General features: G+C 71.5%; 11 protein-coding genes (1 of these 11 cut by a window edge). 7 read left to right on the plus strand and 4 right to left on the minus strand.

Annotated features, from left to right (window positions below):
• Nucleotides 1–16615: the 5' portion of a non-ribosomal peptide synthase/polyketide synthase gene (locus ACIG5F_RS38210; RefSeq protein ID WP_396524914.1), read on the minus strand. It extends 5600 nt beyond the left edge of the window; only the first 16615 of its 22215 coding nucleotides appear in the window; the start codon lies at nucleotides 16613–16615; the stop codon falls past the left edge of the window.
• 123 nt (nucleotides 16616–16738) lie between these two features.
• Between ACIG5F_RS38210 and ACIG5F_RS38215 the strand changes: the two genes are divergently transcribed.
• A complete protein-coding gene (locus ACIG5F_RS38215; protein WP_396524916.1) occupies nucleotides 16739–18169 on the plus strand; it encodes an amidase family protein in 1431 nt (476 codons plus the stop codon).
• A 13-nt stretch (nucleotides 18170–18182) separates the two neighbouring features.
• A complete protein-coding gene (locus tag ACIG5F_RS38220) occupies nucleotides 18183–18437 on the plus strand; it encodes a hypothetical protein (protein ID WP_396524917.1) in 255 nt (84 codons plus the stop codon).
• A gap of 42 nt (nucleotides 18438–18479) precedes the next feature.
• Here ACIG5F_RS38220 and ACIG5F_RS38225 read toward each other — a convergent pair whose 3' ends face one another.
• A complete protein-coding gene (locus ACIG5F_RS38225) occupies nucleotides 18480–19421 on the minus strand; it encodes an ornithine carbamoyltransferase (protein ID WP_396524918.1) in 942 nt (313 codons plus the stop codon).
• Between the two features lie 190 nt (nucleotides 19422–19611).
• On the opposite strand from ACIG5F_RS38225, the gene ACIG5F_RS38230 reads away from it, so the two are divergent.
• The 5 genes from ACIG5F_RS38230 (at nucleotide 19612) to ACIG5F_RS38250 (ending at nucleotide 25744) form a co-directional block, all read left to right on the plus strand.
• Nucleotides 19612–20595 (plus strand): TauD/TfdA family dioxygenase, encoded by a 984-nt coding sequence (locus ACIG5F_RS38230; protein WP_396524919.1) that lies wholly within the window; start codon nucleotides 19612–19614, stop codon nucleotides 20593–20595.
• A 326-nt stretch (nucleotides 20596–20921) separates the two neighbouring features.
• Nucleotides 20922–23039, plus strand: coding sequence for a BTAD domain-containing putative transcriptional regulator (locus ACIG5F_RS38235; protein ID WP_396524920.1), 2118 nt, complete (start codon nucleotides 20922–20924; stop codon nucleotides 23037–23039).
• Nucleotides 23040–23242: 203 nt separating this feature from the next.
• On the plus strand, nucleotides 23243–24115 hold the full coding sequence (locus tag ACIG5F_RS38240) for an oxidoreductase (RefSeq protein WP_396524921.1): 873 nt from the start codon (nucleotides 23243–23245) through the stop codon (nucleotides 24113–24115).
• Nucleotides 24115–24675, plus strand: a complete 561-nt coding sequence (locus tag ACIG5F_RS38245; protein ID WP_396524922.1) for an NADPH-dependent FMN reductase — start codon at nucleotides 24115–24117, stop codon at nucleotides 24673–24675. The genes ACIG5F_RS38240 and ACIG5F_RS38245 overlap by 1 nt, the downstream gene beginning before the upstream one ends.
• A gap of 79 nt (nucleotides 24676–24754) precedes the next feature.
• The gene (locus tag ACIG5F_RS38250) at nucleotides 24755–25744 is read left to right on the plus strand and encodes an Lrp/AsnC family transcriptional regulator (RefSeq protein ID WP_396524923.1); all 990 of its coding nucleotides are present in this window, start codon (nucleotides 24755–24757) and stop codon (nucleotides 25742–25744) included.
• On the opposite strand, the gene ACIG5F_RS38255 is transcribed toward ACIG5F_RS38250, so the two are convergent.
• Nucleotides 25745–26512 carry a glycine betaine ABC transporter substrate-binding protein gene (locus tag ACIG5F_RS38255; RefSeq protein ID WP_396524924.1) on the minus strand — a complete coding sequence of 256 codons (768 nt, stop codon included), beginning with the start codon at nucleotides 26510–26512 and terminating at the stop codon, nucleotides 25745–25747.
• A complete protein-coding gene (locus ACIG5F_RS38260) occupies nucleotides 26512–26973 on the minus strand; it encodes a RidA family protein (protein WP_396524925.1) in 462 nt (153 codons plus the stop codon). Before ACIG5F_RS38260 ends, ACIG5F_RS38255 begins: the two co-directional genes overlap by 1 nt.
• Between the last annotated feature and the right edge of the window lie 15 nt (nucleotides 26974–26988).

The raw sequence follows: 26988 nt of genomic DNA on the forward strand, positions 1-26988 counted from the left end.
GCAGATACAGCTCCAGGACGGCGATGTCGAAGGCGACCGTGGTCACCGCGAGCAGCCGCTCACCGGGCTCGATGCCGACCCGATCGGCCATTGCCGCCAGGAAGTTGGCCAGGTTGCCCCTGGTCACGACCACACCCTTGGGGCGGCCGGTGGAGCCGGAGGTGTAGATCACGTACGCCGGGTTGGCCGGGTGCGTGTCGACGTCCGGGTCGGAACCGTTGAGCTCGGCCAGTTCCGCCTGCTGCGCCGCCGAGTCCAGCAGCACCGTCGGCATGTCCGCGCGGGGCGCGCCGCCGGTGGTGAGCAGGCAGGCCGGCTTGGCGTCGCCGAGGATGTAGGAGATGCGGTCGGCCGGGTAGTTCGGGTCGATCGGCAGGTAGGCGGCGCCGGTCTTGAGCACCGCCAGCAGCGCCACCACCAGGTCGATGGAGCGCGGCAGGGCCACGGCCACCATCTGCTCCGGGCCGACGCCCAGCGTGATCAGGTGGTGCGCCAACTGGTTGGCCCGGACGTTCAGCTCCACATAGGACACCTGATTGCCGCCGAAGACCAGCGCGGTGGCCTCCGGGTCGGCCTCGGCCCGGGCCTGGAACAGCTCGGCCACGCCGGCCGGGGACACCGCGCGGGCGGTGTCGTTCCAAGTCCGCAGCACGCGTTCCCGCTCGGCCCCGGTCAGCAGGTCGATCTCGCCGACCGGACGGTCCGGCCGGGCGACGACCGCCGCCAGCACGCGGTGCAGGCGATCCACCAGCAGCCGCACCGATTCCGGGCCGTAGAGGTCGGTCGCGTACTCCACGTCGCCGGCGATGCCGGCCGGGTTTCCGTTGGCGTCGAAAGACTCCGTGAGCGTGAACGACAGGTCGACGATCGCGACCCCGGTGTCCACGCCCTCCAGCCCGGCGCGCAGCCCGGCCAGCTCCGGCTCGTCCTCGGCGCCGTTGTGCAGGGTCAGCATCACCTGGAACAGCGGGTGATGGGCCAGCGAGCGGACCGGGTTGAGCACCTCGACCAGCCGCTCGAACGGCACGTCCTGGTGGGCGTAGGCGGCCAGGTTCGACTCCCGCACCCGGCGCAGGACCTCGGCGAAGTCGGGGTCGCCGGCCAGGTCGGTGCGCAGCACCAGCGTGTTGACGAAGAAGCCGACCAGGTCTTCGAGGGCCTCGTCGGTGCGGCCGGCGATCGGCGTGCCGAGGGGAATGTCGTTGCCCGCGCCCAACTTCGTGAGCAGCACCGACAACGCCGCCTGCACGACCATGAACGGTGTCGTGCCGGTGCGCTCGGCCAGCTCGGTCAGGCCGCGGTGCAGGTCGGCCGGGAACGCGATGTCCAGCGCCCCGCCGGCATAGGTGGCCACCGGCGGCCGGGGCCGGTCGGTCGGCAGCTCCAGCAGCTCCGGCAGGTCGGCCAGCCGCCGCTGCCAGAAGCCGACCTGCTGGGCCAGCAGGCTGGCCGGGTCGTCCTCGGCCCCGAGCAGTTCCCGTTGCCACAGCGTGTAATCCGCGTACTGCACGGGCAACGGGGTGAACTCCGGGGCCTGCTTCTGCGTCCGGGCCACGTAGGCACGGATCAGGTCGCGGGTCAGCGGCTCGGTCGACCAGCCGTCGCTGGCGATGTGGTGGGTGAGCACCAACAGCGCGTGCTCCACCGGCGTCTTGGACAGCACGGTCAGGCGGATCGGCAGTTCGGTGGCCAGGTCGAAGGCGTGCCGGGCCGGCTGTTCCAGGGCCTCGTCGATGTCCTCGACGTCCACAAAGGACACCGTCGGCTCGAACTCGGTCAGCACGTGCTGGTACGGAACCCCGTCCACGTCTGGGAAGACCGTGCGCAGGCTCTCGTGCCGGCACAGGACGTCCCGCAGCGCCTCGGTGAGCGCGTCGCGGTCCAGCTGCCCGTCCAGGCGCAACACGACCGGGACGTTGTAGGTCGGGCTCGGGCCCTGCATCCGGTACAGGAACCACAGCCGCTGCTGGGCGAACGACAGCGGCACCCGCTCCGGCCGCGCGGCCGGGACGAGGGCGGCGCGGGCGGCACCGGCGTCGGCGAGGTGCCCGGCCAGCTCGGCCGGGGTGGGCGACTCGAAGATCGCCCGCACCGGCAGCTCGACGTCGAACGCCGAGCGGATGCGGCTGATCAGCTGCGTGGCGCGCAGCGAGTGGCCGCCCCAGGCGAAGAAGTTGTCGGTCACGCCGAAGGTCTCGACGCCCAGCACCTCCGCGAACAGCGCACACAGCTGTCGTTCCTGCGGGGTGTTGGCCTCACGACGCTCCTCGACCACCGCGACGGCCTTGGTCACCGGCGGCGGCAGGATCCGGCCGTCGACCGTGCGGCGAGCGCGCTCGCCGGTCCGGTGCAGACGGGTGCCAGTGCCGAAGGGGTTGGCCACGAAATGCGTTGCCGTGCGGGCCGGGTCCTCGTGGTAGCCGAGGGCCTGGTCGGCGACATAGAGATCGCCGACGACACCCGGCGGCACCGGATTCAGGGCCTGGTCCAGCACGTACGCGTCGAGCCGCTCGGCCACGGTCAGCGCCTCGGCCGGCTCGATCGCCCGCAGCCGCTCGATCACGTCCACGGGGGCGGCCAGCCGCTCGACCTCGAACCACTCCAGCCAGCCCAGCAGCTCCTCGTCACTGATACCGGCCGGGGGTACCACCACGCACCCGCCGGACACCAGCGTGGACAGGACCTCAGTCACCACCGAGTCGCCGTAGAGCGCGGTCCGCACCGGCTCCCGGGTCACGATCTCGTTCTCCAGGAAGGCGATCCCGTCGACCACGGCCGGCACGCCGGCCTTGACCGCGGCGATGATCGGGATCACGAGGTCGGCCGACCCCCGCACGTCCAACGGAATGAGCTGAGTGGCCCGGGCGTCCAGCTCCGCGTAGGAGAGCTCGATGTCCTCGTGCACCAGGGCGATCGCGTTCGGGGTGCGGGCGACCTGGGCCGCGAACCGCTCCCGGACGCTCTCCAACGCACGGGCCTCATACCCGGGCCGCTCGTCGTCCAGCAGCAGGTCGATGCTGCTCACCGGGCGTTCGGCGTCGGCCACGGCCGACTCCAGCACCGTCACCAGGCGGCGCACCAGGCGCTCGACACTGCCCCGGTCGAACAGGTCGGTGGCGAACTCCAGGAAGCCGGTGATGCCGGCCGGCGAGTCGTCGGCTCCGCGCTGCTCGTCCAGGTGCAGCGTGAGGTCGAAGCGGGCGGCGGACATGTCGACGTCGTCGGCGAACCTCGCGTCCAGCCCGGGCATCGCGAACACGCCGGCGCTGTTGGTCTCGAAGACCATCATCACCTGGAACAGCGGGTGGTGGGCCAGCGACCGGGTCGGGTTCACCGCGTCCACCAGGTGCTCGAACGGCACGTCCTGGTGGGCGAACGCGGCCAGGTCGGCCTCTCGCACCCGGCCCAGCAGCTCCCGGTACGTCGGGTCGCCGGCGGTGTCGGTGCGCAGCACGACCGTGTTGACGAAGAAGCCGACCAGCTCGTCCAGCGCCTCGTCGCCGCGGCCGGCGACCGGGGTGCCGATGGGGATGTCGGTGCCCGCGCCCATGCCGGTCAGCAGGGTGGCCAGCGCGGCCTGCATCACCATGAACACGGTGCTGCCGGTGCGCCGGGCCAGTGCGGCCATCTCCCGGTGCAGGCGCTCGCTGATGCCGAACGCGATCTCGTCGCCCTGGTAGCTGGCGACGGCCGGGCGCGGCCGGTCGATAGGCAGGTCCAGCACCTCGGGCAGGCCGGTCAGGGTCTGCTTCCAGTGCGCGATCTGCTGCCCCAGCACGCTTTCCGGGTCGTGCTCGTCGCCGAGCACGGCGCGCTGCCACAGCGTGTGGTCGGCGTACTGCACGGGCAGTGGGGTCCAGCGCGGGGCGGATCCCTGGCGCCGCGCGGCATAGGCCGAGGAGACGTCCCGCGCCAGCGGGCCCTCGGACCAGCCGTCGGTGGCGATGTGGTGCGCCAACAGCACCAACACGTGGTCATTTTGGGCCAAACGGACCAGCGTGGCCCGGATCGGGATCTCGTTGGTCAGGTCGAAGGCGTGCTTGGACGCCTCCTCCAGCGCCCCGGTCAGCCCGGCCTCATCGGCGCTGACGATGTCCAGCTCCGGCCGGTCGTTCGTGACGTGCTGGTACGGCTGGCCGTCGTGTTCGGGGAACACCGTGCGCAGGGCCTCGTGCCGTCCCACGACGTCGTTCACCGCTGCCCGCAAGGCATCCACGTCGAGGTCGCCAGTCAGGCGCAACACCATCGGCACGTTGTAGGTGGCGCTGGGGCCTTCGAGGCGGTGCAGGAACCACAGGCGCTGCTGGGCGAAGGACAGCGGCACCCGCTCCGGCCGGGCGGCCGGCTTCAGCGGCGGGCGCGTGCTGGCGGTGGCCGAGTTCAGGCGCTCCAGCAGACCGGCTGCCGTCGGCTCGCTGAACAGCGCCCGCACGGTCAGCTCCACGCCGAAGGCGGCCCGGATCCGGCTGAGCAGGCGGATGGCCGACAGCGACTGGCCGCCGAGGTCGAAGAAGCTGTCGTGCAGGCCGACCTGGTCGACGCCGAGAACCTCGGCGAACAGCCCGCGCAGGATCTCCTCCTGCGGGCTGCGGACACTTCGGGCGACCGTGGCGGCCGCCGTCCCGAGGGCATCCCGGTCGACGATTCCGTTGTCGGTCAACGGCAGTTCGGCCGTGACGGTGATCGTCGCCGGCACCATGTACTCCGGCAGCACGGCCTCGGCGTACTGGCGCACCCCGGCGACGTCGACGTGCTGGCCGACGAGGTGCGCGACGAGCTGGTCGTCCCTGAGCACCACGGCCGCCTGGGTGACGTCCGGACGCTCCAGCAGGACGGCCTCGACCTCAGCGGTCGACACCAGCAGACCCTTGACCACCACGCCCTCGGCCAACTCCAGCTGACCGTCGTTACGCCACCGGACCTTGTGCCCGGTCAGGACATCGCCGACCACCAGTTCACCGGCGACACCCGGGGCGACCAGCCGCTCATCACCGTCCACAACGGACAGGTCGACCAGCGGGCGACCCAGCGGAACGATCGCCGACGGGTCGGCCGGGTCGAACTTGGCCGCCGCCACCGGCTTGCCGTCGAACTCGTGCAGGTAGACCACGGTGCCACCGAACCGCCGCGCGGTCGCCGCCGCCAGCGGCTCTCCGCCGCAGAACACCAACCGCAGGTCCATAGTGGACTGGGTCAGCTGGGCCGGGGTCAGGGACGCGACGGTGACCTCACCCTCGCCGATCACCACCGCGGCGCCGGAGGTCAGCGCCCACACCAGGTCCCGCCGCGCGGTGGCCTTGTTGTGCAGGAGGACGCGGTCCGTCGGCAGGATCGGCTCGACGGGCACGACCGGCGCGTCCCACTCCGCCTTGAGGGCCGCGACCACGTAGTCCACCGACAGCTCATCCGTCGACACGGCCTCGCGGGCCCGAAGGTCCGCATAGGACAGTCGCTCGTCGCCGCAGACCACCGCGATGGCAGCGGGATCCTGCTGCGCGAACAGCTCCCCGACCGTGCCGGCCGCCGGAACCGGGCCGTTCCAGTCGACGGCCAGCAGCTGCCGCTCGGCCGAGTCGAGCACGTCCAGCTCGCCGATGGCCCGATCGGGCTGGTTGACGGCCTGGTCGAGCACCCGGATCAGCCGCTGCCCGAAGCCGTCGATGGTCGAGCGGTCGAACAGGTCGGTGGCGTACTCGATCTCGCCGACGATGCCGGCCGGCCGGCCCTCGGCGTCGTAGCGCTCCTGCAACCGGATGTCCATGGCGAACTTGGCCACGCCGGCGATCACGTCCTCCAGCCCGACCTCCAGCCCGGGCAGCCGCACGTCGACCTCGTCGAAGTTCTCGAAGGTCAGCATGATCTGGAACAGCGGGTGGTGGGCCAGCGACCGCACCGGGTTGACCACCTCGACGATGCGCTCGAACGGCAGGTCCTGCCGGGCGAACGCGGCCAGGTCGGTCTCCCGCACCCGGTCCAGCAGGGTCCGGAAGCTCGGGTCGCCCGAGGTGTCGGCCCGCAGCACCAGCGTGTTGACGAAGAACCCGAACAGGTCCTCCAACGCCTCGTCGGTGCGGCCGGCGATCGGCGTGCCGATGGGGATGTCGGTGCCGGCGCCGACCCGGGTGAGCAGGGCGGCCAGGCCGGCCTGGATCACCATGAACTGGGTGGTGTTGGTCTGCCGGGCCAGTTCGGCGATCCGGGCGTGCAGGTCGGCCGGCAGCCGCAGCTCGGCCTCGTCGCCGCCGTAGCTGGCCACCGCCGGGCGGGCCCGGTCGGTCGGCAGCTCGATCTTCTCCGGCAGGCCGGCCAGGGCCTCCCGCCAGAACGCCATCTGACGGCTGATCTCGCTGTCCGGGTCGTCCTCGCGGCCGAGCAGTTCCCGTTGCCACAGCGTGTAGTCCACGTACTGCACGGGCAGCGGCGTCCAGTCCGGGGCCTCGCCGCGCAGCCGCGCCGCGTAGGCGTCGGACAGGTCGTTGCCCAGCAGCGACTCGGACCAGCCGTCGCTGGCGATGTGGTGCATCAGCGGCAGCAGCGCGTATTCGTTGTCGCCCAGGCAGAACAGCGTGGTGCGCAGCGGCAGCTCGGTGGTCAGGTCGAAGTGGTAGCGCGAGGCCTCGCGCAGCGCCTCGGTCACCTCGTCGGCGGTGACGTGTTCGATGTGCAGTTCCGGCCGGCCCTGCTCGGGGTCGAGCACCAGCTGGTACGGGGTGCCGTCCTGGTCCGGGAACAGGGTACGCAGCGACTCGTGCCGGGCGACGACGTCGGCCAGGGCGGCTCGCAGCGCGTCCAGGTCGAGCTCGCCGGACATCCGCATCACCAGCGGCACGTTGTAGGTGGCGCTCGGGCCTTCCAGCCGCCCGAGGAACCAGAGTCCTTGCTGCACGAAGGAAAGCGGCAGCAGACCCTCCCGAGGCATCGGGCGCAGCTGCTTGCGCGCCCGGTCGGCCGCGTCCAGACGCTCGGCCAGGCCGGCGACGGTCGGGGCCTCGAACAGGGCCCGCAGCGCCAGCTCCGCGCCGAAGGCGGACCGCACGCGGCTGACCAGCCTCGTCACCAGCAGCGAGTGGCCGCCGAGGTCGAAGAAGCTGTCGTCGATGCCGATCTCCGGAACACCCAGCACATCGGCGAACAGTCCACACAGGACTCGTTCGCGCTCGGTGCGGGGGCCACGGCCGCCGACGGTGGCCAGCTCCGGCGCGGGCAGCGCCTTGCGGTCCAGCTTTCCGTTGGCGGTCAACGGGAACGCGTCGATCGTCACGAACGCCGACGGCACCATGTAGTCCGGCAGCGAACCCTGGGCGTGCACCTTCAGGTCGGCGTGGTCGGCGTCGCCGACCACGTAGCCGACCAGGCGCTTGTCGCCGGGCCGGTCTTCACGCACCAGGACCGTCACCTGGCGGACATCGGGGTGCCCGGCCAGCACGCCCTCGATCTCGCCGAGCTCGATCCGGAAGCCGCGGATCTTGACCTGGTGGTCGGCCCGGCCCAGGTAGTCGAGCTGGCCGTCGGCGGTCCAGCGGGCCAGGTCGCCGCTGCGGTACATGCGACCCGGCTCGAACGGGTTGGCCACGAACCGCTCGCTGGTCAGGCCAGGGCGGCCGAGGTAGCCGCGGGCCAGGCCGGCGCCGGCGACGTAAAGCTCACCGGTGACACCGGGCGGCACCGGCTGGAGGCAGTCGTCCAGCAGATAAACCCGCAGGTCGGGGATGCCGACGCCGATCAGGCTGGCCGCGCCGCCGGCGGCGATCTCCTCATCCAGAGCCGCATACGTGACGTGCACGGTGGTTTCGGTGATGCCGTACATGTTGACCAGCGCCGGGGCGTCGTCGGCGTGCCGCGCGTACCAGTCGGCCAGTCGGCGCAGGTCCAGCGCCTCGCCGCCGAACACCACGTACCGCAGGCTGAGCGGCTTGGGTGACTCCTGGTCGGCCTGGGCCAGCTGGTAGAACGCCGACGGGGTCTGGTTGAGCACCGTGACCTGTTCCCGGCTCAACAGAGCCAAGAACTCCTCCGGCGACCGCGTGACACCGTGCGGGACGACGACCAGCCGGCCGCCGTGCAGCAGCGGGCCCCACAGCTCCCACACCGAGAAGTCGAAGGCGTAGGAGTGGAACAGGGTCCAGACGTCGTCGGGTCCAAAGTGGAACCATTCTTCGGTGCCGCTGAACAGGCGCACCACGTTGCGGTGCGGGATCAGCACACCCTTGGGGCGGCCGGTCGAGCCCGAGGTGTAGATGACGTACGCGGCGTTGTCCGGGCCGAGGCCGTCGATCTGCGGCGCAGTCCGCGGGTAGGCCGACAGGTCGGCCGTCTCCAGCACGATCGCGCCGGCCGGCAGGTCCAGCTCAACCGTCGCGCTGGTCACGACCGCCGCCGGGGCGGCGTCGCCGAGCACGTACGCGATGCGGTCCGCCGGGTAGCTCGGGTCGATCGGCAGGTACGCGGCCCCGGCCTTGACCGTGGCCAACACGGCGACGACCATCTCCGCGCTACGCGGCAACGCCAGCGCCACCAGGTCCTCGGGGCCGACCCCCTGCGCGACGAGGTGATGCGCCAGCCGGTTGGCCCAGGAATCCAGCTCCACATAGGACAGTTGAGTGTCCTCGAACACCACGGCAACGGCATCGGGGCGCAGCCGGACCTGTTCGTCGAACAACTCCATCAGCGTCTGGTTCGAGGAATCGACGGCGGTGCCGTTCCACTCCACGACCATCTTCTGCCGCTCGGCCGCGGTGAGCACGTCGATCTGGCCGATCGGGCGGTCGGGGTCGGCGACGAAGGCGGTCAGCAGCCGCACCAGCCGGCCGGCGATGGTCAGCACGGTGTCGCGGTCGAACAGGTCGGTGGCGTACTCGATCAGGCCGGCCATGCCCAGCGGGGCGCCGTCCGGACCGTAGGACTCGCGGAAGTCGAAGTCCAGGTCGAACTTGGCCGAGCCGGAGCCGATGTCCTCGAAGGTGGCGCGCAGGCCGGGCAGGTCCAGTTCGGCCTCGGCGTTGTTCTGGAACAGCACCATCACCTGGAACAGCGGGTGGTGGGCCAGCGAGCGGACCGGGTTGAGCACCTCGACCAGCCGCTCGAACGGCACCTCCTGGTGCGCGTACGCGGCGAGGTCGGACTCCCGCACCCGGCCGACGAGCTCACGGAAGCTCGGGTTGCCCGAGGTGTCGGCCCGCAGCACCAACGTGTTGACGAAGAAGCCGACCAGGTCCTCCAGCGCCTCGTCGGTGCGGGCGGCGGACACGCTGCCGAGCGGGATGTCCGTGCCCGCGCCGAGCCGGGTCAGCAGCGCCGACAGCGCGGCCTGCACCACCATGAACAGCGTGGCGTTGGTCTGCCGGGCCAGTTCGACCAGGCCCTCGTGCAGGGCGGCGCCGATCTCGAACTCGACCTCGTCGCCACGGTAGGACGCGACGGTGGGCCGGGGCCGGTCGGTGGGCAGCGTGAGCTGCTCCGGCAGGTCGGCCAGGTTCTGCTTCCAGAACCTCAACTGCTCGCTGAGCAGGCTGTCCGGGTCCTTCTCGTCGCCGAGCAGTTCCTGTTGCCACAGCGTGTAGTCCGCGTACTGCACGGGCAGTTCGGCCCAGTCCGGGTCCTGGCCGCGCAGCCGGGCCCGGTAGGCCGTGGACAGGTCACGGGACAGCGGGGCGTCCGACCAGCCGTCGCTGGCGATGTGGTGCAGCAGCAACAGAACCACGTGGTCGGTCGCGCTGGTGGAGAACACGGTCACCCGCAGCGGAACCTCGGCCGACAGGTCGAAGCTGTACTTGCTGGCCGCGTCGAGCAGGCGCGGCAGGTTCTCCTTGTCGGTGGCGACTTCCTCGATCACCGTGTCGACCGTGGGCATGATCAGCTGGTACGGCGTGCCGTCGTGCTCGGGGTAGATCGTGCGCAGGGTCTCGTGCCGGGCCACGACATCCTTGACAGCGGCCTTGAACGCGGGCCGGTCAAGCTCACCGGTCAGCCGCAGGATCAACGGCTCGGTGTAGGTGGCGGAGTCCTCTTCGAGGCGGTGCATGAACCACAGCCGCCACTGCGCGAACGACAACGGCACACGGTCCTCGGGCCGCTCCGCGCGGGCCAGCGGAACGCGGGCCTTACCGGCACTGCGGAAACGCTCGACCAGGCCGGCGATCGTCGGGGATTCGAACAGGTTCCGGATAGTCAGCTCGACGCCGAACATCGAGCGGATCCGGCTCAGCATGCGGATGGCCGACAGCGAGTGCCCGCCCAGCGTGAAGAAGCTGTCGTCGATGCCGACCTCGGGCACGCCCAGCACGTCGGCGAACAGGCCGCAGAGGATCTCCTCCTGCGGGGTGCGCGGGGCGCGGCGCAGCTGAACCTGCGGCGCGTCAACGGATTCCGCCGTCTGCTTGCGGTCCCAGTCGATGGCGACGAGGTCGCCGATCACGGCGTCCGGTGTGCGCACGAACGCCCGCAGCAGGCGCTCCAGGTGGCCGCCGAGCTCGACGGTGGTGTCGCGGTCGAGCAGGTCGGGGCGGTGCTCCAGGCGCAGGCCGAGGCGCTCGCCGGGGAGCACGGACAGGGTCAGCGGGAAGTGGGTGGCGTCGTGGTCCTCCAAGCCGGTGACTTCCAGCCCCGGCGCGGGAGTCCAGGTGCTGCCGGCCTCGTGCGGGTAGTTCTCGACGATCGTCAGGGTGTCGAACAGTTCGCCGACACCGACGATGCGTTGCAGGTCAGCCAGGCCGATGTGGTGGTGCGCCAACAGCTGCGACTGCTCGTCCTGGACCCGGGCCAACAGCGCGCTCAGCCCCTCGGCGCGGTCCAGACGGACGCGGACCGGCAGCGTGTTGATGAACATGCCGATCATGGATTCGATGCCGGGGATCTCCGACGGGCGGCCGGAAACCGTGGCCCCGAACACCACGTCGGTGCGGCCGGTGCGCAGCGCCAGCAGCATCGCCCACGCGCCCTGGACCAGCGTGTTCAGCGTGAGGCCGTGCCGGCGGGCGGCGGCCAGCAGCTCGGCGGTCTCCTGCTCGCTCAGGCGCAGCAGGTGCTGCTCGGGCCGGACCGGCGCGCCGGCGGCGTGCGGGGCCAGCAGGGTCGGGCCGGTCAGGTCGGCCAGCGCAGTCCGCCAGGCCTCCTCGGCGGTCTTGGCATCCTGCGCGGACAGCCAGGACAGGTAGTCCCGGTACTGGGCCGGGCGGGGCAGCTCGCGGCCGGCGTAGGCGTCGAACAGCTCGTCCAGCAGGGACTGCATGGACCAGCCGTCGAACAGCACGTGGTGGTTGGTGATGACGAAGCGGTGCCGGTCGTCGGCCAGCTTGACCAGCGTGAACCGGAGCAGCGGCGGCGCGGCCAGGTCGAACCGGCGCCGACGGTCCTCGGTGGTGATCGTCGCGACGGCGTCGTCCTGCTTGTCCACATCGGACAGATCGTGTTCGGTCCATGGCAGGTCCACCGTCGCCGGCACGAACTGCACCGGCCGGCGGACGCCGTCGTGCCAGAAGCCGGCCCGCAGGTTGTCCCGGCGGCGCAGCACGGTGGCGGCGGCGTTGCGCAGCGCCGCCGCGTCGAGCGGGCCGTCGAGATGGAAAACCTCCTGCACGGCATAGAGGTCCGGCGCGGTGTCGTCGAACAGGGCGTGGAAGACCAGGCCGTCCTGGAGCGGCGCCAGCGGGAGCACGTCGGCCAGGTTCGGCACGGCGGCTTCGATCCGCTCGATCTCGTGCTGCACGAGGTCGACCAGCGGCAGGTCGGACGGGGTGTGGCCGGCGACCTCCTGGTCGGCGGCGTGGGTGGCCAGCAGCTCAAGGGCCCGCAGCCAGGTGCGGGCGAGCTTGTCGACCTCCGCCTCGGTGAGCACGCCGTCGGGGAAGGTCCAGGTCGCCGACAGGCGCGGACCGTCGGCGGTGTCCTCGGTGACGGCGTTGATCTCCAGCACGTGTTCCAGCGGCATGCCGGCATCCGCGCCGCCGCCGAAGGCGCCCGTCCACTCGGCGTCATCGGCCGTGAACCGGCCGAGGTAGTTGAAGCCGATCTGCGGGGCGCCCGGGAGGTCGTGCTCGGCGAGGTGCTTGAGCAGGCCGAAGCCGATGCCGTGGTCGGGGATCCGGCGCAGCTGCTCCTTGACCCGCTTCACCGCGCGGCCAAGGGAAACGGCGCGCAGGTCGTCAAGATCGGTGACGGCCGCGTCCAGTCGCACCGGATGAGAGCTGGTGAACCAGCCGACCGTTCGGGACAGGTCGATGCCGTCGGCGATGTCCTCGCGGCCGTGGCCTTCGAGTTCGAGGAGCAGCCCGGCGACGTCCTCGCCACGGTCCCGACGCCAGTCGGCCACGGCCAGCGCCAGGGCGGTCAGCAGCACGTCGTTGACGTTGCCGTGCACGGCCGCCGGCAGCGTCGTCAGCAGCGGGCTGGTGTGCTCGGCCGGCAGCGTGACGGTGACGGCCTTGGCGGTGGCCCGGGTGTCGGTCGTGGCGTCGAGCGGACGGCGGCCGAGCTGCGGGTCGTCGCCGTCGAGAATGCCCTGCCACAGCGGGAGTTCGTACCCCCGCTCGGTGGCCTGCTGGCCGAGGATCTGGGTCCAGCGACGGAAGGAAGTGCCGACCGGGGCCAGCTCCGGCTGGTTGCCGGCGGCGATCGCCTCGTAGGCGGCTTGCAGGTCGGGCAGCAGGATCCGCCACGACACGCCGTCGACCACGAGGTGGTGCACCAGAAGCAGCACACTGGAGGTGTCCGGGTAGTGGACGGCCTGCACCATCACGCCGTCCTTGGGTGACAGGCGGTTCTGCGATTCGTCCACAGTGGAGTTGACGTGCACGGTTGCCTTCACCGCGCCGACCGGCAGGACCTCCATACGGTCGGTCACCTTCAGGCGCAGGACGTCGTGCCGGTCCAACACCGCCTGCAGGGCCTTGACCAGGTGATCACGATCCAGAGTGGACGGAACTCGCACCAGCATGGACTGGTGGTAGGCGTCGGTCGGGCCGTGCAGGGTGCGCATGATCGGCGTCGGGATGATCTCGCCGACGGCGACGTCCTCGACGGCCGGGCGCACCGGCTCGGCCGCGTCCGTCGCGACCGCCGCCAGCCGGGCCACGGTCTTGTGCTCGAACACGTGCCGCGGGGTGATCACCAGACCGGCACGGCGGGCCCGGGACACCAGCTGGATGGAGACGATGCTGTCGCCGCCGAGGTCGAAGAAGCCCTCGTCCAGGCCGACCGAGGGCAGCCCGAGCAGGTCGGCGATCAGGTCGGCCAGCACCCGTTCGCGCGGGGTCATCGGCCGCTGCTCGGCGGCCCCGAAGTCGGGCTCCGGCAGGTCTCCGGCGAGCGAGTCGACGACGCGGAAGGCAGCCGGGACAAGGTATTCCGGCACCTCACGGGCGACGTGCTCGCGCAGGTCGGTCGGGCGCACGGACAGGCCCGGCAGCGCGACGACGTAGGCGGCGAGCTTGTCCGAGACCGGGCTAATCGTGGCGTCGGCCACGGCCGGGTGGCGGCGCAGCACCTCGGCCAGCCGGCCCAGGTCGGCCAGCGCGCCACGGATTCGGACGTGCTCGCCGACCGGCTCGGCGCCGATCTTCGGCACCTCGATGCCGCTGATCGCGCGGTCCGGCTCGGCGGTCGCGGCCCGCAGCACACCGGCCAGGGCTTCGGTGATGGCGGCGACGGTTGCGCGGTCGAACAGGTCGGTCGCGTACTCCACGATGCCGGTCACGCCGGCCGGCGCGCCGTCGGCGTTGTGCCGCTCCTGGAGGCGCAGGTCGAGGTCGAACTTGGCGACCCCGGTGGGGATCTCGCTCACCACGGCGGTCGCGCCGGGCAGCGCCGGCACGGCAAGGCCGAGGTTCTCGAACGTCAGCATGACCTGGAACAGCGGGTTCCCGGCCAAGGAGCGCTGCGGGTTGAGCTCGTCCACCAGCCGGTCGAACGGCACGTCCTGGTGGGCGTAGGCGGCGAGGTCGAACTCGCGGACCCGGGTCAGCAGCTCGCGGAAGCTCGGGTCGCCGGCGGTGTCGGCGCGCAGCACCAGCGTGTTGACGAAGTAGCCGACCAGGTCGGTCAGGGCCTCGTCGTCACGGCCGGCCGACGGCGTGCCGATCGGGATGTCGGTGCCCGCGCCGAGGCGGGTCATCAGCGTGGCCAGGGCGGCCTGCACCACCATGAACACCGTGCTGCCGGTGCTGCGGGCGAGGTCGGTGACCGCGCGGTGCAGGTCGGCGTCGAAGGCGAAGGTCAGCTCGTCGCCCCGGTGCGAGGCGACCGCCGGGCGCGGCCGGTCGGTCGGGAACTCGGCCAGCTCGGCCACGCCGTCCAGGGCCTGCCGCCAGAACTTCACGCCGTCGCTGACGTCGTGGTCCTGCCACAGCGTGTAGTCCGCGTACTGCACGGGCAGCGGCGACCAGCCCGGCGCGCTGTTCTGGAGCCGCGCCTGGTAGGCGGTGCTCAGGTCGGCGATGAGCGGACGCTCCGACCAGCCGTCGCTGGCGATGTGGTGCATGAGCAGCAGCAGAACGTGCTGGTCGTCACCGGTGAACAGCGTTGCCCGCAAAGGGGTTTCGGTCGCCAGGTCGAAGGTGTGCCGCGCGGCCTGCTCGACGGCCCCACGTTCGAGGGCGGCGAAGACCAGTTCCTGGCCGGCTTCGCGGATCTCCTGGTACGGCTTGCCGTCGTCGTCGGGGAAAACCGTGCGCAGGGACTCGTGCCGCGCGACGACGTCGTCGACCGCCAGCCGCAGGGCCTCGCGGTCGAGCTCGCCGGTGAGGGTCAGGGCCAGCGGGATGTTGTACGTGGCGCTGGGGCCCTCAAGCCGGTCGAGGAACCAGAGGCCTTGCTGGGCCGGGGAAAGCGGCAGTCGCTCGGGGCGCTCCTGCTTGGCCAGCTTGGGGCGGGCGCTCGCGGCGGCGTCGAGGCGGCGGGCCAGGTCGGCCACCGTCGGCGTCTCGAACACCAGGCGCACCGGTAGTTCGAGGTCCAGCTCGGCCCGCAGTCGGGCGATCAGCCGGGCGGCCAGCAGCGAATGGCCGCCGAGCTCGAAAAAGTCGTCCTCCGCGCCGACCTCGTCCACGCCGAGCACCTCGGCGAACAGGCCGCACAGCAGCTCTTCCCGCTCAGTGCGGGCGGCCCGGGTGGTCCCGTGGTTGGGGCGGGGCAGCGCCTGCCGGTCCAGCTTTCCGTTGGGGGCCAGCGGGAAGTCGTCCAGGACGACGATCGCCGACGGAACCATGTACTCCGGCAGCCGCTCGCCGAGCCGGTCCTTCAGCTCGTTGCCGTCCACATCGGACACCACGTAGGCGACGATCCGCTTGTCCTCCGGCTGGTCCTCGCGGACCAGCACGGCCACCCGGCGCACGCCCTCGCATTCGCTCAGCGCCGCCTCGATCTCGCCCAGCTCGATCCGGAAGCCACGGACCTTGACCTGGTCGTCGGCGCGGCCCAGGAAGTCCAGCTCGCCGTCGACGTTCCAGCGCGCCAGGTCGCCGGTGCGGTACATGCGGTCGCCGGGCTCGCCGTACGGGTCGGCGACGAAGCGCTCGGCCGACAGGCCCGGCCGGTTCAGGTAGCCGTGGGCCAGCTGAATGCCGGCGACGTAGAGCTCGCCCGTGACGCCGAGGTCGACCTGCTGGAGATTCTCGTCCAACACGTGGGCGCGGGTGTTCCACACCGGGCGGCCGATCGGCAGCGGAGCCTTGCCGCAGCCGGGGAAGCACTCGTAGCCGGTGACGTCCACCGACGCCTCGGTCGGGCCGTACAGGTGGGCCAGGCGGACGCCCCACACGGAGACGACTTCCTCGGCCAGCGCCGGCGGCAGCACCTCGCCGGCGACAAAAACCAGGCGCAGAGCCAGGTTCTCCGCCCGGGCGATGGCGTCGGCCGTGACCGCCAACAGGGACGGCACGAACTGGGCGACCGTCACGCCGTGCTCGGCGGCGTAGGCGACAAGCGCCTCGGGGTCCTTGGTGACATCGCCGGGGGCCAGGGCGATGGTCGCGCCGGCCAGCAGCGGCAGCCACACCTCGGAGCCGGACGCGTCGAAGCTGAACGCCGTGCGGGCCAGCACCACGTCGTCCGCGGTGACGTCCCATTCCGCGGCCTGCCACAGCATGTGGTTGACCACGCCGGCGTGCGGGACGACAACGCCCTTGGGGCGGCCGGTCGAACCGGAGGTGTAGATCACGTACGCGGCCGAGGCCGGGTCGACGCGAAGTTCCAGCTTGGTGGAGGGATAGCCGCTCAGGTCGATGGCGTCGACATCGACCCGGGGACCGTCGGGCAGCGTGACCGAGCCGTCGGCGAGGATCAGCGCCGGGGCGGAATCCTCGACCATGTAGGCGATCCGGTCCGCCGGGTAGCCCGGGTCCACCGGCACGTAGGCGGCGCCGGTCTTGGCCACGGCCAGCATCGCCACGACCATCTCGGGCCGGCGCGGCAGCGCCAGCGCCACCCGCTGGCCCGGCGTCACGCCCCGGTCGACCAGGAAATGGGCCAACCGGTTGGCCCGCGCCTCCAGCTCGCCGTAGCTGAGCGTCGTTCCCCCGGACACCAGCGCCGGCCGCTCGGGCGTGCCGGCCGCCTGCGCCTCGACCAGTGCCGACAGGTTCTCCCCGAACACCGGTCGCACCGTGTCGTCGCTACCCCGCATCGCTGCCAACTCCTCGTGACCTCACCGACTTCGTGCCGCGCCGGACGCTAGTGAGCGGCCGTTTCGTCTTGTTATCGCGCGCCCGATAACAAGACGAAACGGCCGCTGCCTACGGTGCGTGTCGTGGAGATCCAGGAGGCGACCATCGCGCAGCTGCGGGCCCGGATGGCCGCCGGCGAGCTGAGCGCCGTCGAGCTGACCCGGTTCTACCTGGACCGGATCGCCGCGCTGAACGAGAACGGCCCCGAGCTGCGGGCGGTCATCGAGACCAACCCGGACGCCGAGGCCATCGCCGCCGCGCTGGACGCCGGGCCGGCCCGCGGGCCGCTGCACGGGATTCCCGTGCTGGTCAAGGACAATATCGACACCGCCGACCGGATGCACACGTCCGGCGGCTCTTTCGCGTTGCTGGGCTCACGGCCGGCGCGGGACGCCGACGTGGTCGCGCGACTGCGGGCTGCCGGCGCGATTGTGTTGGGCAAGACCAATCTGACCACGTGGATCACGGGATCGAGCGGGTGGAGCCCGCGCGGCGGCCAGTGTCGCAATCCGTACCGTTTGGACCGGTCACCGCTGGGTTCGAGCGCGGGTTCGGCCGTCGGCGTCGCCGCGAACCTCTGTGCGGCGGCGCTCGGCGTGGAGACCGTGGGGTCGATCCTCGGGCCGGCCAGCGCCAACTGCGTGGTCGGGTTGAAGCCGACGGTCGGGTTGACCAGCCGGGACGGGCTGATCCCCGGTGTGCACAGCATGGATTCGATCGGGCCGCTGACCCGCACTGTCGCCGACGCGGCGCTGATGCTGGGCGTGCTGACCGGCCGTGACTATTCGGTGGGCGCTGACGGCCTGTGTGGGGCCCGGATCGGTGTTCCCCGCGACGGGTACTTCGGCTTCAGCGATCACGCCGACGCGGTTGCCGAATCGGCATTGAAGGTGTTGGCCTCGGCCGGCGCGGTGATCGTCGACGATGTGCGACTGCCGACCCCGGACGAGTTGATGGAGCACGGTGCGGCGCTGGCCACGGTCCAGTTCCGGGAAGCCAAGCACTGGAAGAACGCTTACCTGACCGGGACTCCCGGGGATCACCCGCGCAGCCTGGACGAGCTGATCGCCTACAACCGCGAGCACGCGGACGTGGAGCTGCGCTGGTTCGGGCAGGAGTCGCTGGAGATGGTCAACGGGTTCAGCGCCGATGTGTCCGATGTGGACTACCGGGACGCGGTGGCGTTGCTGCGCCGGCTGGTGCGGGACGAGGGCATCGACGCCGCCCTGGGCGGCTCCGAGCTGGACGCGCTGGTGATGCCGACGATGGCGCCGCCGTGGAAGATCGATCTGATCAACGGGGATCCGCCGGTCACCGGCAGCGCCCTGGTTCCCGGGCTGGCGGGGTATCCGGCGGTGAACGTGCCGGCCGGGTTCGTGCACGGCCTGCCGGTCGGGATCACCTTCGCCGGCGGCGCGGGCAGCGAATCGACGCTGATCCGGCTGGCACACGGGTTCGAGCAGGCGAGTGTGGTGCGACGGGCGCCGGAGTTCCTTGCGCCCGAGGTCATCTGAGGCGGAGTGGGTCATGACGATCTCGTATGCCGAGGTGCTGCCGACCGAGGCGGCCACGGCGCTGGAAGCCCTGATGGTGACGACCGACCGGTCGGATCCCTTGGCGGAGACAGTGTTGTGCCTGGTCGAGTGCGCCGTTCGAGCGGCTTCGGCGGTGGCGGCGCACCGGCACGGCGACAACCGCGAGGAACCGCTGCGCGAGGCCCTGGGCGCGGCCCGGGCCGCCGTGGTGGCCGTGTCGTTCGCAATGGCCGAGGACACACGCTGACCGACGGGGTTGGGCCGACCGACATCGGCCCAACCCCGTTTCTCATCCGGCGATGCACCACTTCAGCGCGGCCATGGCGCTGTAGAGCTTGTTGTTGGCCTGGGCGAACGCGATCGACCTCGGCCCGTCCAGCACCTCGGCCGTCACCTCTTCGCCCCGGTGCGCCGGCAGGTCGTGCATGAACACCGCCTCCGGGCAGGCCGCCAGCACCGAACCGTCCACTCGGAACGGTTCGAACGCGTCGCGCCACCGGGGATCGGCCTTCGACGAACCCGTGGTCTGCCAGCGCGTCGTGTACACCACATCGGCGTCCGCCGGCAGCTCGCCGAGATCGTGGCGCTCCTCGACCGACGCCCCGCTCATCGCCGCGTACTCCTTGGCCCGCAACGAAGTCTCCGCGTCCAGCCCGTAACCCAGCGGCGTCCGCAGCTCCAGCCGCACCCCCGGGTACCGGCTCAGCGCCAGCGCGAGCGCCACCGCGGTGCTGTTGCCCTCGCCGACGTACACGACGCGCAAACCCTCCAGCCGACCGAACTTCTGCGTCATCGTGGTCAGATCGGCCAGCGCCTGGGTGGGATGCTCCACCGCGCACATGGCGTTGACCACGGACATCGTCTGTTGGTCGGCCAGCGCCCGCAGCTCCTCGGTCGGCCCCGCCGTCCGCGCGACCAGACCGTCCAGCATGCCGGCGAACACCTTCGCGGTGTCCTCCACCGTCTCCCCGGTGTTGAGCTGGAGGTCGTCGGGCCCGTACGCGATGATCTGCGCCCCCAGCCGCAGCGCGGCGACCGAGAAGGCGGTGCGGGTGCGGGTGGAGGTCCGGCGGAAGTAGACGCCCACCACCGCGCCGTCCAGCGGCCGCCCGCCCCAGCCGCCGGCGGCGTACTCCACGCTGGTCCCGACCAGCCGGTCCAGCTCACCGGCGTCCACATCGGACAGTGAGATCAGATGACGGCGCGAGCCACCGCCGGCCGAAGCGTCCACGTCGAGCACTCCTCCACAGTCGTCTCCAGGGCACCGCGACGCTAACGCCGCCGGTTTTCAGCCGGTTATCTCTCCCGGCCTTGCGCGGAAATGGCTTTGATAACCGGCCAAAAACCCGCCGACCTAGCGTGCTGGCAGCGGCGGCCCGCGCTGCCCGCGTACCCGCTTTGAGGACCGGAGGTTTCCACCGATGAGCCTGGTCACCGAGACCATCGTCGACCCGATCGCGGTCGTGCTGGACGACGCCGACCGCAGTCGGGTCGACCAGATCGCCCGGCGGCTGACCGGCCCCCGGGCCGAACCCGTGGACGACCCGGCCTGGGTCGCGCGGGCCCGGCAGGCCTGGGACGAGTGCCCGGTCGGCCTGCGCCGGCCGCTGCGGGAGTTCCGCCGCGACTCGGGCCCGCACGGCTCCATGCTGCTCGGCGGCCTGCCCGTCGACCACGACCAGCTGCCCGACACCCCGTCGGTCGCCGGCTCGGTGCAGCGCGCCGCCGCCGTGCCGGCCGCGGTGCTGATGATGATCGCCGCCGGCCTCGGCGACCCGGCCGCCTACCGGCCGGAGAAGACCGGCGCGCTGGTGCAGGACGTGGTTCCGGTGCCGGGCAAGGAGTCCTTCCAGGGCAACGCCGGCTCCGTGCTGCTGGAGTGGCACACCGAGAACGCGTTTCACCCCAACCGCCCGGACTTCGTGATGCTGCTGTGCCTGCGCCAGGACCACGAGGGCATCGCCGGCCTGCGCACCTCGTGCATCCGCACCGTGCTGCCGCTGCTGTCCGACGAGGCGCGGGACGCGTTGTTCCGCGACGAGTTCGTCACGCAGGCGCCGCCGTCGTTCGGACTGGGCGCGGCCGGCGCCGTCGAGCACGCCGTGCTGACCGGCGCGCCGGAGGACCCGAACCTCCAGGTGGACCTGGCCGCCACCACCGCCCGCACCGACCGCGCCGCCGCCGCGCTGACCGAGCTCCAGGGTCGGTTCAACGACGCCGCGCAGACGCTGGTGCTGCGGCCCGGCGACCTGGCGATCGTGGACAACCGGGTGACCGTGCACGGACGCACCGCTTTCACACCGCGTTATGACGGCCGGGACCGCTGGCTCCAGCGCACGTTCGTGATGGCGGATTTGCGGCGGTCCCGCCACCAGCGTCCGTCCGACGGCTACGTCCTGGTCTGACCGGTAATCGTTACCGATGATTCACCTCCTTATTCCCGTCTTATTGGCCGGTTATTCGTAGAACACGAAGCTCACTCGCACTTCACGCCGGCGTGACCTTGATCATGACGCGGAGCAGCAGGTCGGCGGTGAGTCAGACTCGATTTCCGTGACTACTCAGGCGTTCGCTTGCACGTACGAGCGCGGCCTGGATAGTGTCGGCGGCAGCGACAAGCACGAAGGGTGTCGGCCTGGGGTGGGTCCGGCAGCGAGTTGCTGACAAATTTCATCAGAAACACGAAAGGCGCTGCGAAAAACCCGTGAGAACTGGGGATCTGGGGGGTTCGATGGGCGTTCAACTGGACTTTCGTCTGCTCGGGACACTGGAGGTCCTGGCCGACGGCGGTCGGGTGGCCGTCAGCGGGCCGCGACAGCGGACCGTGCTGGCGATGCTGCTGCTGTCGGCGGACCGGGTGGTCTCGGTCGACAGCCTGGTCGAGGCGGTGTGGAACGGTTCGCCGCCGGCGACCGGGCGGACGCAGGTGGCCATCTGTGTGGCCGCGCTGCGCAAGACGTTCAAGGCGGCCGGCTGCGCCGACGACGTGATCGTCACCACCAGCCCCGGCTACCAACTGGTGTCGCGAGGCCATCGCATCGACGCCGCCGAGTTCGACAACCGTGTCGTCGCCGCGCATCAGGCCGCCGAGCAGGGAAACCACGTCGAGGCCGCGGACATGTACTCGGCCGCGCTGGAACTGTGGCGCGGCCCGGCGCTGGCCGGCGTGGCCGGCTACCCGGCCGAGACCGAGGCGGCTCGGCTGGAGGAGCAGCGGCTGGCCGCGTACGAGTCGTTCTCCGCGCTGCGGCTGGAGCTGGGCCAGCACCGGGCCCTGATCAGCGAGCTGGCGGCGCTGGTGCGCGAGCATCCGCTGCGGGAGCAGGCGCGAGGACAGCTCATGTTGGCCCAGTACCGGGCCGGCCGGCGGGCCGAGGCGCTGGAGACCTTCCGCGGCGGCCGCGAGTCCTCGATCGAGGAGGTCGGCATCGAGCCCGGCCCCGCGCTGCGGGACCTGCACGACGCCATTCTCCGTGACGACCCGGCGCTGACCCTGGTCCGGCCGGCCGCGGTCGGCTCCACCGTCGTCCCGGCGCAGCTGCCGCCGGCGCCGCCCGCGTTCACCGGCCGGGCCGCCGAGCTTTCGGTGCTGGACGACCTGCTGACCGAGCAGACCGCGGTCGCCGTGGTGACCGGGCCCGGCGGCGTCGGCAAGACCGGGCTGGCTTTGCACTGGGCGCACCGGGCCGCCGAGCGGTTCGACGACGGCCAACTCTACGTGGATCTTCGCGGCTACCACGACGGCACGCCCGCCGACTCGGCCGCCGTGCTGGGGTCGCTGCTGCGGGCGCTGGGCGTGACCAACGAGCAGATCCCGGCCGACCCGACCGAGCGGGCCACGCTCTACCGCAGCATGCTGGACGGCCGGCGGGTGCTGATCGTGCTGGACAACGCCCGCAACTTCGCCCAGGTCAGGCCGCTGCTGCCGGGCAACGGCCGGTGCCGGGTGCTGGTCACCAGCCGCAGCCCGCTCGGCGAGCTGGTCGGCGGGCACGTCGCCGTGGCCGTGCGGCTCGGCGTCTTCGACAACGACGAGGCCGCCGCCATGCTCAACAACGTCATCGGCGCGGACCGCGTCGACGGCGACCCGGCCGGCGTCGCCCGGCTCACCGAGCTGTGCGACCACCTGCCGCTGGCCCTCCAGATCGCCGGCACCCGGCTGGCGTCCCGTCCGCACTGGACCGTGCGCCGCCTGGTCACCAGGCTGGAGGACCGCTCCCGTCGGCTCGACGAGCTCGACGGGGACGGCACCGGGCCGCGGGCCAGCATGGAGGCCAGCTACCGGGCGCTGGAGCCGCAGGCCCAGCGCCTGTACCGGCGGCTCGGACTGATCACCAGCCCCGACTTCGCCGCGTGGGTCGGCGCCGCCGTGCTGGACGTCGGCCTGGAGGAGGCCGACGAGCTGATCGAGCAGCTGGTCGAGGCCCGGCTGCTGGAGGTCTCCCCCGGCACCGGCACCCGCTACCACTTCCAGGACCTGGTCCGCCTGCACGCCCGGGAACACGCCCTCGCCGAGGAAAGCCCGCAGCAGCGGGACTCCGCCTGCGAACGGGCCCTGGCCGGCTGGCTCACCCTGGCCGTCGAGGCCCACTGGCGCTCCGCCGGCCGCACCCCGCACACGCTGCGCTCCCGCCCGGCCTGGCGGCTGGGCAAGGAGCACGTCGACACGCTGCTGCTCGACCCGGACTCCTGGCTCGACCAGGAGCAGACCGCCTTGCGCTCCGCCATGGTCCACGCCTCGCGGCTGCGCATGGAGGACCTGGCCCACGGCCTGACCTCGCTGGCCATCATCCCCACCAGCCGGGACGCGGACCCCGCCTACGAGCTCTGCGTGGCCCGCACCGGCTGACCTGCCGCCACTCCCCCGAACGGCGAACCGGGCCAGGACCTCCTGGCCCGGTTCGCCGTCCATACACCCGGCTCGATGGTGGATTTCACGATCCGGACGACCCGTCGTGGAGGTTTGAGCCCGGTTCGGCCCGCTGGCGTGAGAGCAACCGGGCTCACGGGCGATGCTGATGGCATCACCACGAACAGCAGGACGGGACGTACATGAACACCACGCTCGAACTGGCCGAGGACCTGAGTCTGACTCGGGTGGGCTTCGGCGCGCTCCAGCTGGCCGGGCCGATGGCCTGGGGACCGGCCCGCGACCACGACAAGGCGGTCGCGGTGCTGCACGAGGTCGTGAAGCTGGGCATCACCCACATCGACACCAGCGACTACTACGGCCCGCACACGGTCAACCACCTGATCCGCGAGACGCTGCACCCGTATCCGGCGAACCTGCGCATCGTCACCAAGGTCGGGGCCCGGCGCGGGCCGGACAAGTCGTGGCCGGCGGCGGTCTCCCGGGACGAGCTGACCGCGGCGGTGCACGACAACCTCGAGCACCTCGGTCTGTCCACATTGGACCTGGTGAACCTGCGGATCACCGACACCACGGCGGCGGCCGACGTGGTCGAGCCGTTCACCGTGCTGGCCGAGCTCCAGGAGCAGGGCCTGATCCGGCACCTGGGCCTGAGCAACATCTCCGTCGAGCAGCTGGCGGCGGCCCGCGGGATCGCCCCGGTGCGCTCGGTGCAGAACTTCTTCAACCTGGCCGTGCGCAAGGACGACGCGCTGGTCGACCTGTGCGCGGAGGAGGGCATCGCCTTCGTGCCGTTCTGGCCGCTGGGCGGATTCCGGCCGCTCCAGTCGGACGCGCTCCAGGAGGTCGCCGACGAGCTCGGCCACTCCCCGTTGCAGGTGGCGCAGGCCTGGCTGTTGCAGCGCTCCCCCACGATCCTGCTCATCCCCGGCACGCAGTCGGTCGAGCACCTGCGGGAGAACGTGGCCGCCGCCGACATCACGCTGCCGGCCGAGGCCGTGGCCAAGCTGAACGCGGTCGGCAGCACCGAGGCGCGCATGCCGTGGGAGCACTGATGACCTCGCTACTTCCCCGCCACACCAACGTTCTGGTGCTGTCCGGCAGCCTGCGGGCCGACGCCGTGACGACCCAGGTCGCGTCGCTGGCGCTGACCGCCGGCCTCCCGGACGTCACCGCCACACTGGCCGAGGACCTGGGCTCGCTGCCCCTGTTCAACGCCGACCTCGACACCTGGCAGCCGCCGGAGTCGGTGGCCCGCCTGCGCCGCGAGGTCGCGGACGCCGACGCGGTGCTGCTGCTGAGCCCGGCCAACAACGGCAGCATCTCCGCGGCGTTGAAGAACGCCATCGACTGGCTGTCGCGGCCGCGGGAGTCGCCGGCGATCCAGGGCAAGCCGGCCGCGCTGATCGTCACCGGGTTCCGGGTCGACGGCGTGGTGGAGCACCTGCACCTCGTCCTGGAGGCGGCCGGCGCGCACGTGGTCGGGTCGGCCGGGCGCGGGCTGAGCCTGAAGCAGTTCGGCGGCCGGCATCCGGCGGAGGTGCCGGCGGCCCACGAGGCGGTCGCCGCCGCGCTGGCCGCGCTCGTGTCCGACGGCCAGGCACTGTCGGTCTGAGCAGATTTTCCGTCACTCGAGGGTGCCGCCTCGCCGGGAAGCGGCGCGGATCCGACCACGCAGGGGGTAAACCTCCACCATGGAGCGACTGGATCGGCAGATCGTGCACTGCCTGCTGCGGGACGGTCGCGTCGCCTTCCGGCGGATCGCCGAGGTGCTCGACGTGTCCGAGCAGACCGTCGCCCGGCGCTACCGGGCCATGCACTCCGACGGGGCGATCCGCGTTCATGTGGCCCCGAACGAGCACGCGCTGGGCCTGCGGCGCTGGTTCGTCCGGATCCAGTGCCGGCCGGACGCGGCCTGGGCGCTGGCCGAGACGCTGGCGGCCCGGTCGGACGTGTCCTGGGTGAGCGTCACCTCGGGTGGGTCGGAGGTGATCTGCGTGTCGTTCAGCGACCCGGCCCGCGTCGACCGGTCGGTGCTGCACCGGCTGCCGCGCACGAGCCAGGTGCTGAGCTTCACGGCTTTCACCGTGCTGCACATGTACGTCGGCAGCGCGACGAAGTGGCTGGCGTTCGACGATCCGCTCACCCCCGCGCAGGCCACTGCACTGCTGGCCGGGCGGGCGGCGACCGCGCCGCCGAAGACGCCGCGGCCCGGCACCGAGCTCCGCGAGGAGGACGAACCCCTGCTCGCGGAGCTCGCCGCGGACGGCCGGGCCACGGTGACCGCGCTGAGCCGCGCGACCGGGATGCCGCAGTCGCGGGTGGCGGCGCGGGTGGACGAACTGCTGACCACCGGCGCCGCGCACGTGGCCGTGGATCTCGCGCCGGTGCAGTTCGGGTTCGACGCCACCGCCTATCTCTGGCTGACGGTGGTGCCCGGCGCGATCGACGAGACCGGCAAGGCGCTGTCGCTGATGCCGGAGACCACGTTCACCGCCGCCGTCTCGGGAACGGCGAACCTGCTCGTCACGGTGACCTGCCGCGACCTGGAGGCGCTGTACCTCTTTGTCACGTCCAAGATCGGGGCCCTGCCGGCGATCCGGCAGATCGAGGTCGTCCCGGTGCTGCACCGGTTCAAGCAGGGCGGCACGCTGGTCCGCAACGAGCGGTTGGCCCGCGCCTGATCAACGGCGGGCCAGGTAGCGGTCGGCCGCCTGCAACGGGGTCAGGCCGTCCGCGTTGATCCAGACGTCGAGTTCCTCGACGCCGTCGTTGCCCAGGTCGACGGCGTCGATCTCGGCCAGCGCCTCGGGGCCGATGCGGTCGAGCGCGTCGAGGCGGATCACGGGCGTCGCGGCGTCGATGGAACCCAGCAGCCCCTTGGGGTCCGCCAGCACGCGAAGGCCGTGCCGACGGTTGAGGAACTGCGGGCGCCAGAGCGGAATGACGAACCACTCCCGGTCGGCGATCCCCTGTTCGACCCGCTTGATGAAACCGTCCTCCGTGCCAGGAACAAAGCCGTAGCCGTGCGAATCGAGACCGTAGTCGACGACCATTCGTGCCGAGAAGCGACTGATTCCGGCGCCGGGATTGATGCCGTCGATCACGGGATTCATCCGTGTCACGACGTCCGGCCGGGAAAGATCGGCCACCTCGGCAACCGCGTCTTCCGGCACGTACGGCGGCACCGCCCACACACAAAACGGTGTGTAATGGGGATCGAGCAAGCGGACCTGATCCCGATAGTCGGCCAGATACCGGCCGTGGCTGTCGGGCAGCCAGGCCGAATTGAGCACGTCGACGTGGCCGTCGGCCTGAAGCCGGAACATTTCCTCGTGCGGCGCCTCGACGGTTCGCACCTCGTGGCCGTGACGCTCCAGCACCCGTCGCGTGACCGCGGCCGCGGCGCGGTGGAAGGACAGGGCGATGTTGCCGACGGTGATCACGGCCATCACTTCACCTCGGCCTGCACGTAGAGCAGCACCGGCGACCCCAGCGGCATGCTCGCCACTCCGGTCACGGCCCGACTGTGCCGGCCGCGCTCGCCGAACACGTCGTTGATCAGATCCGACGCCCCGTTCAGCACGCCCGCGTGGTCGACGAAATCCGGCGTGCAGAGCAGATTGCCTTCCAGTCGCAGCACACGGGCCACATTCTCCAGATCCCCGCCCGCCGCGTCCCGAAGCTGCGCGATCGCGTTGAGCGCACACAGCCGGGCCGCCTGATAACCGTCGGCGATGGAAATAACCTCGCCCAATCGGCCCTGATAAGCGAGATCGACGCCCGACCACGGAAACTGCCCCGAGGTCGTGACCACCGACCCCGTCCGCGACCACGGAAGATACGAGCCGAGGCCGGAAGCCGCCGCCGGCAGCACCAGTCCGAGGTCGGACAGACGTTGGAGCGCATTCATTCGCCACACCACCCG

The sequence above is a fragment of the Kutzneria sp. NPDC052558 genome (assembly GCF_044547355.1).
GTDB lineage: Bacteria > Actinomycetota > Actinomycetes > Mycobacteriales > Pseudonocardiaceae > Kutzneria.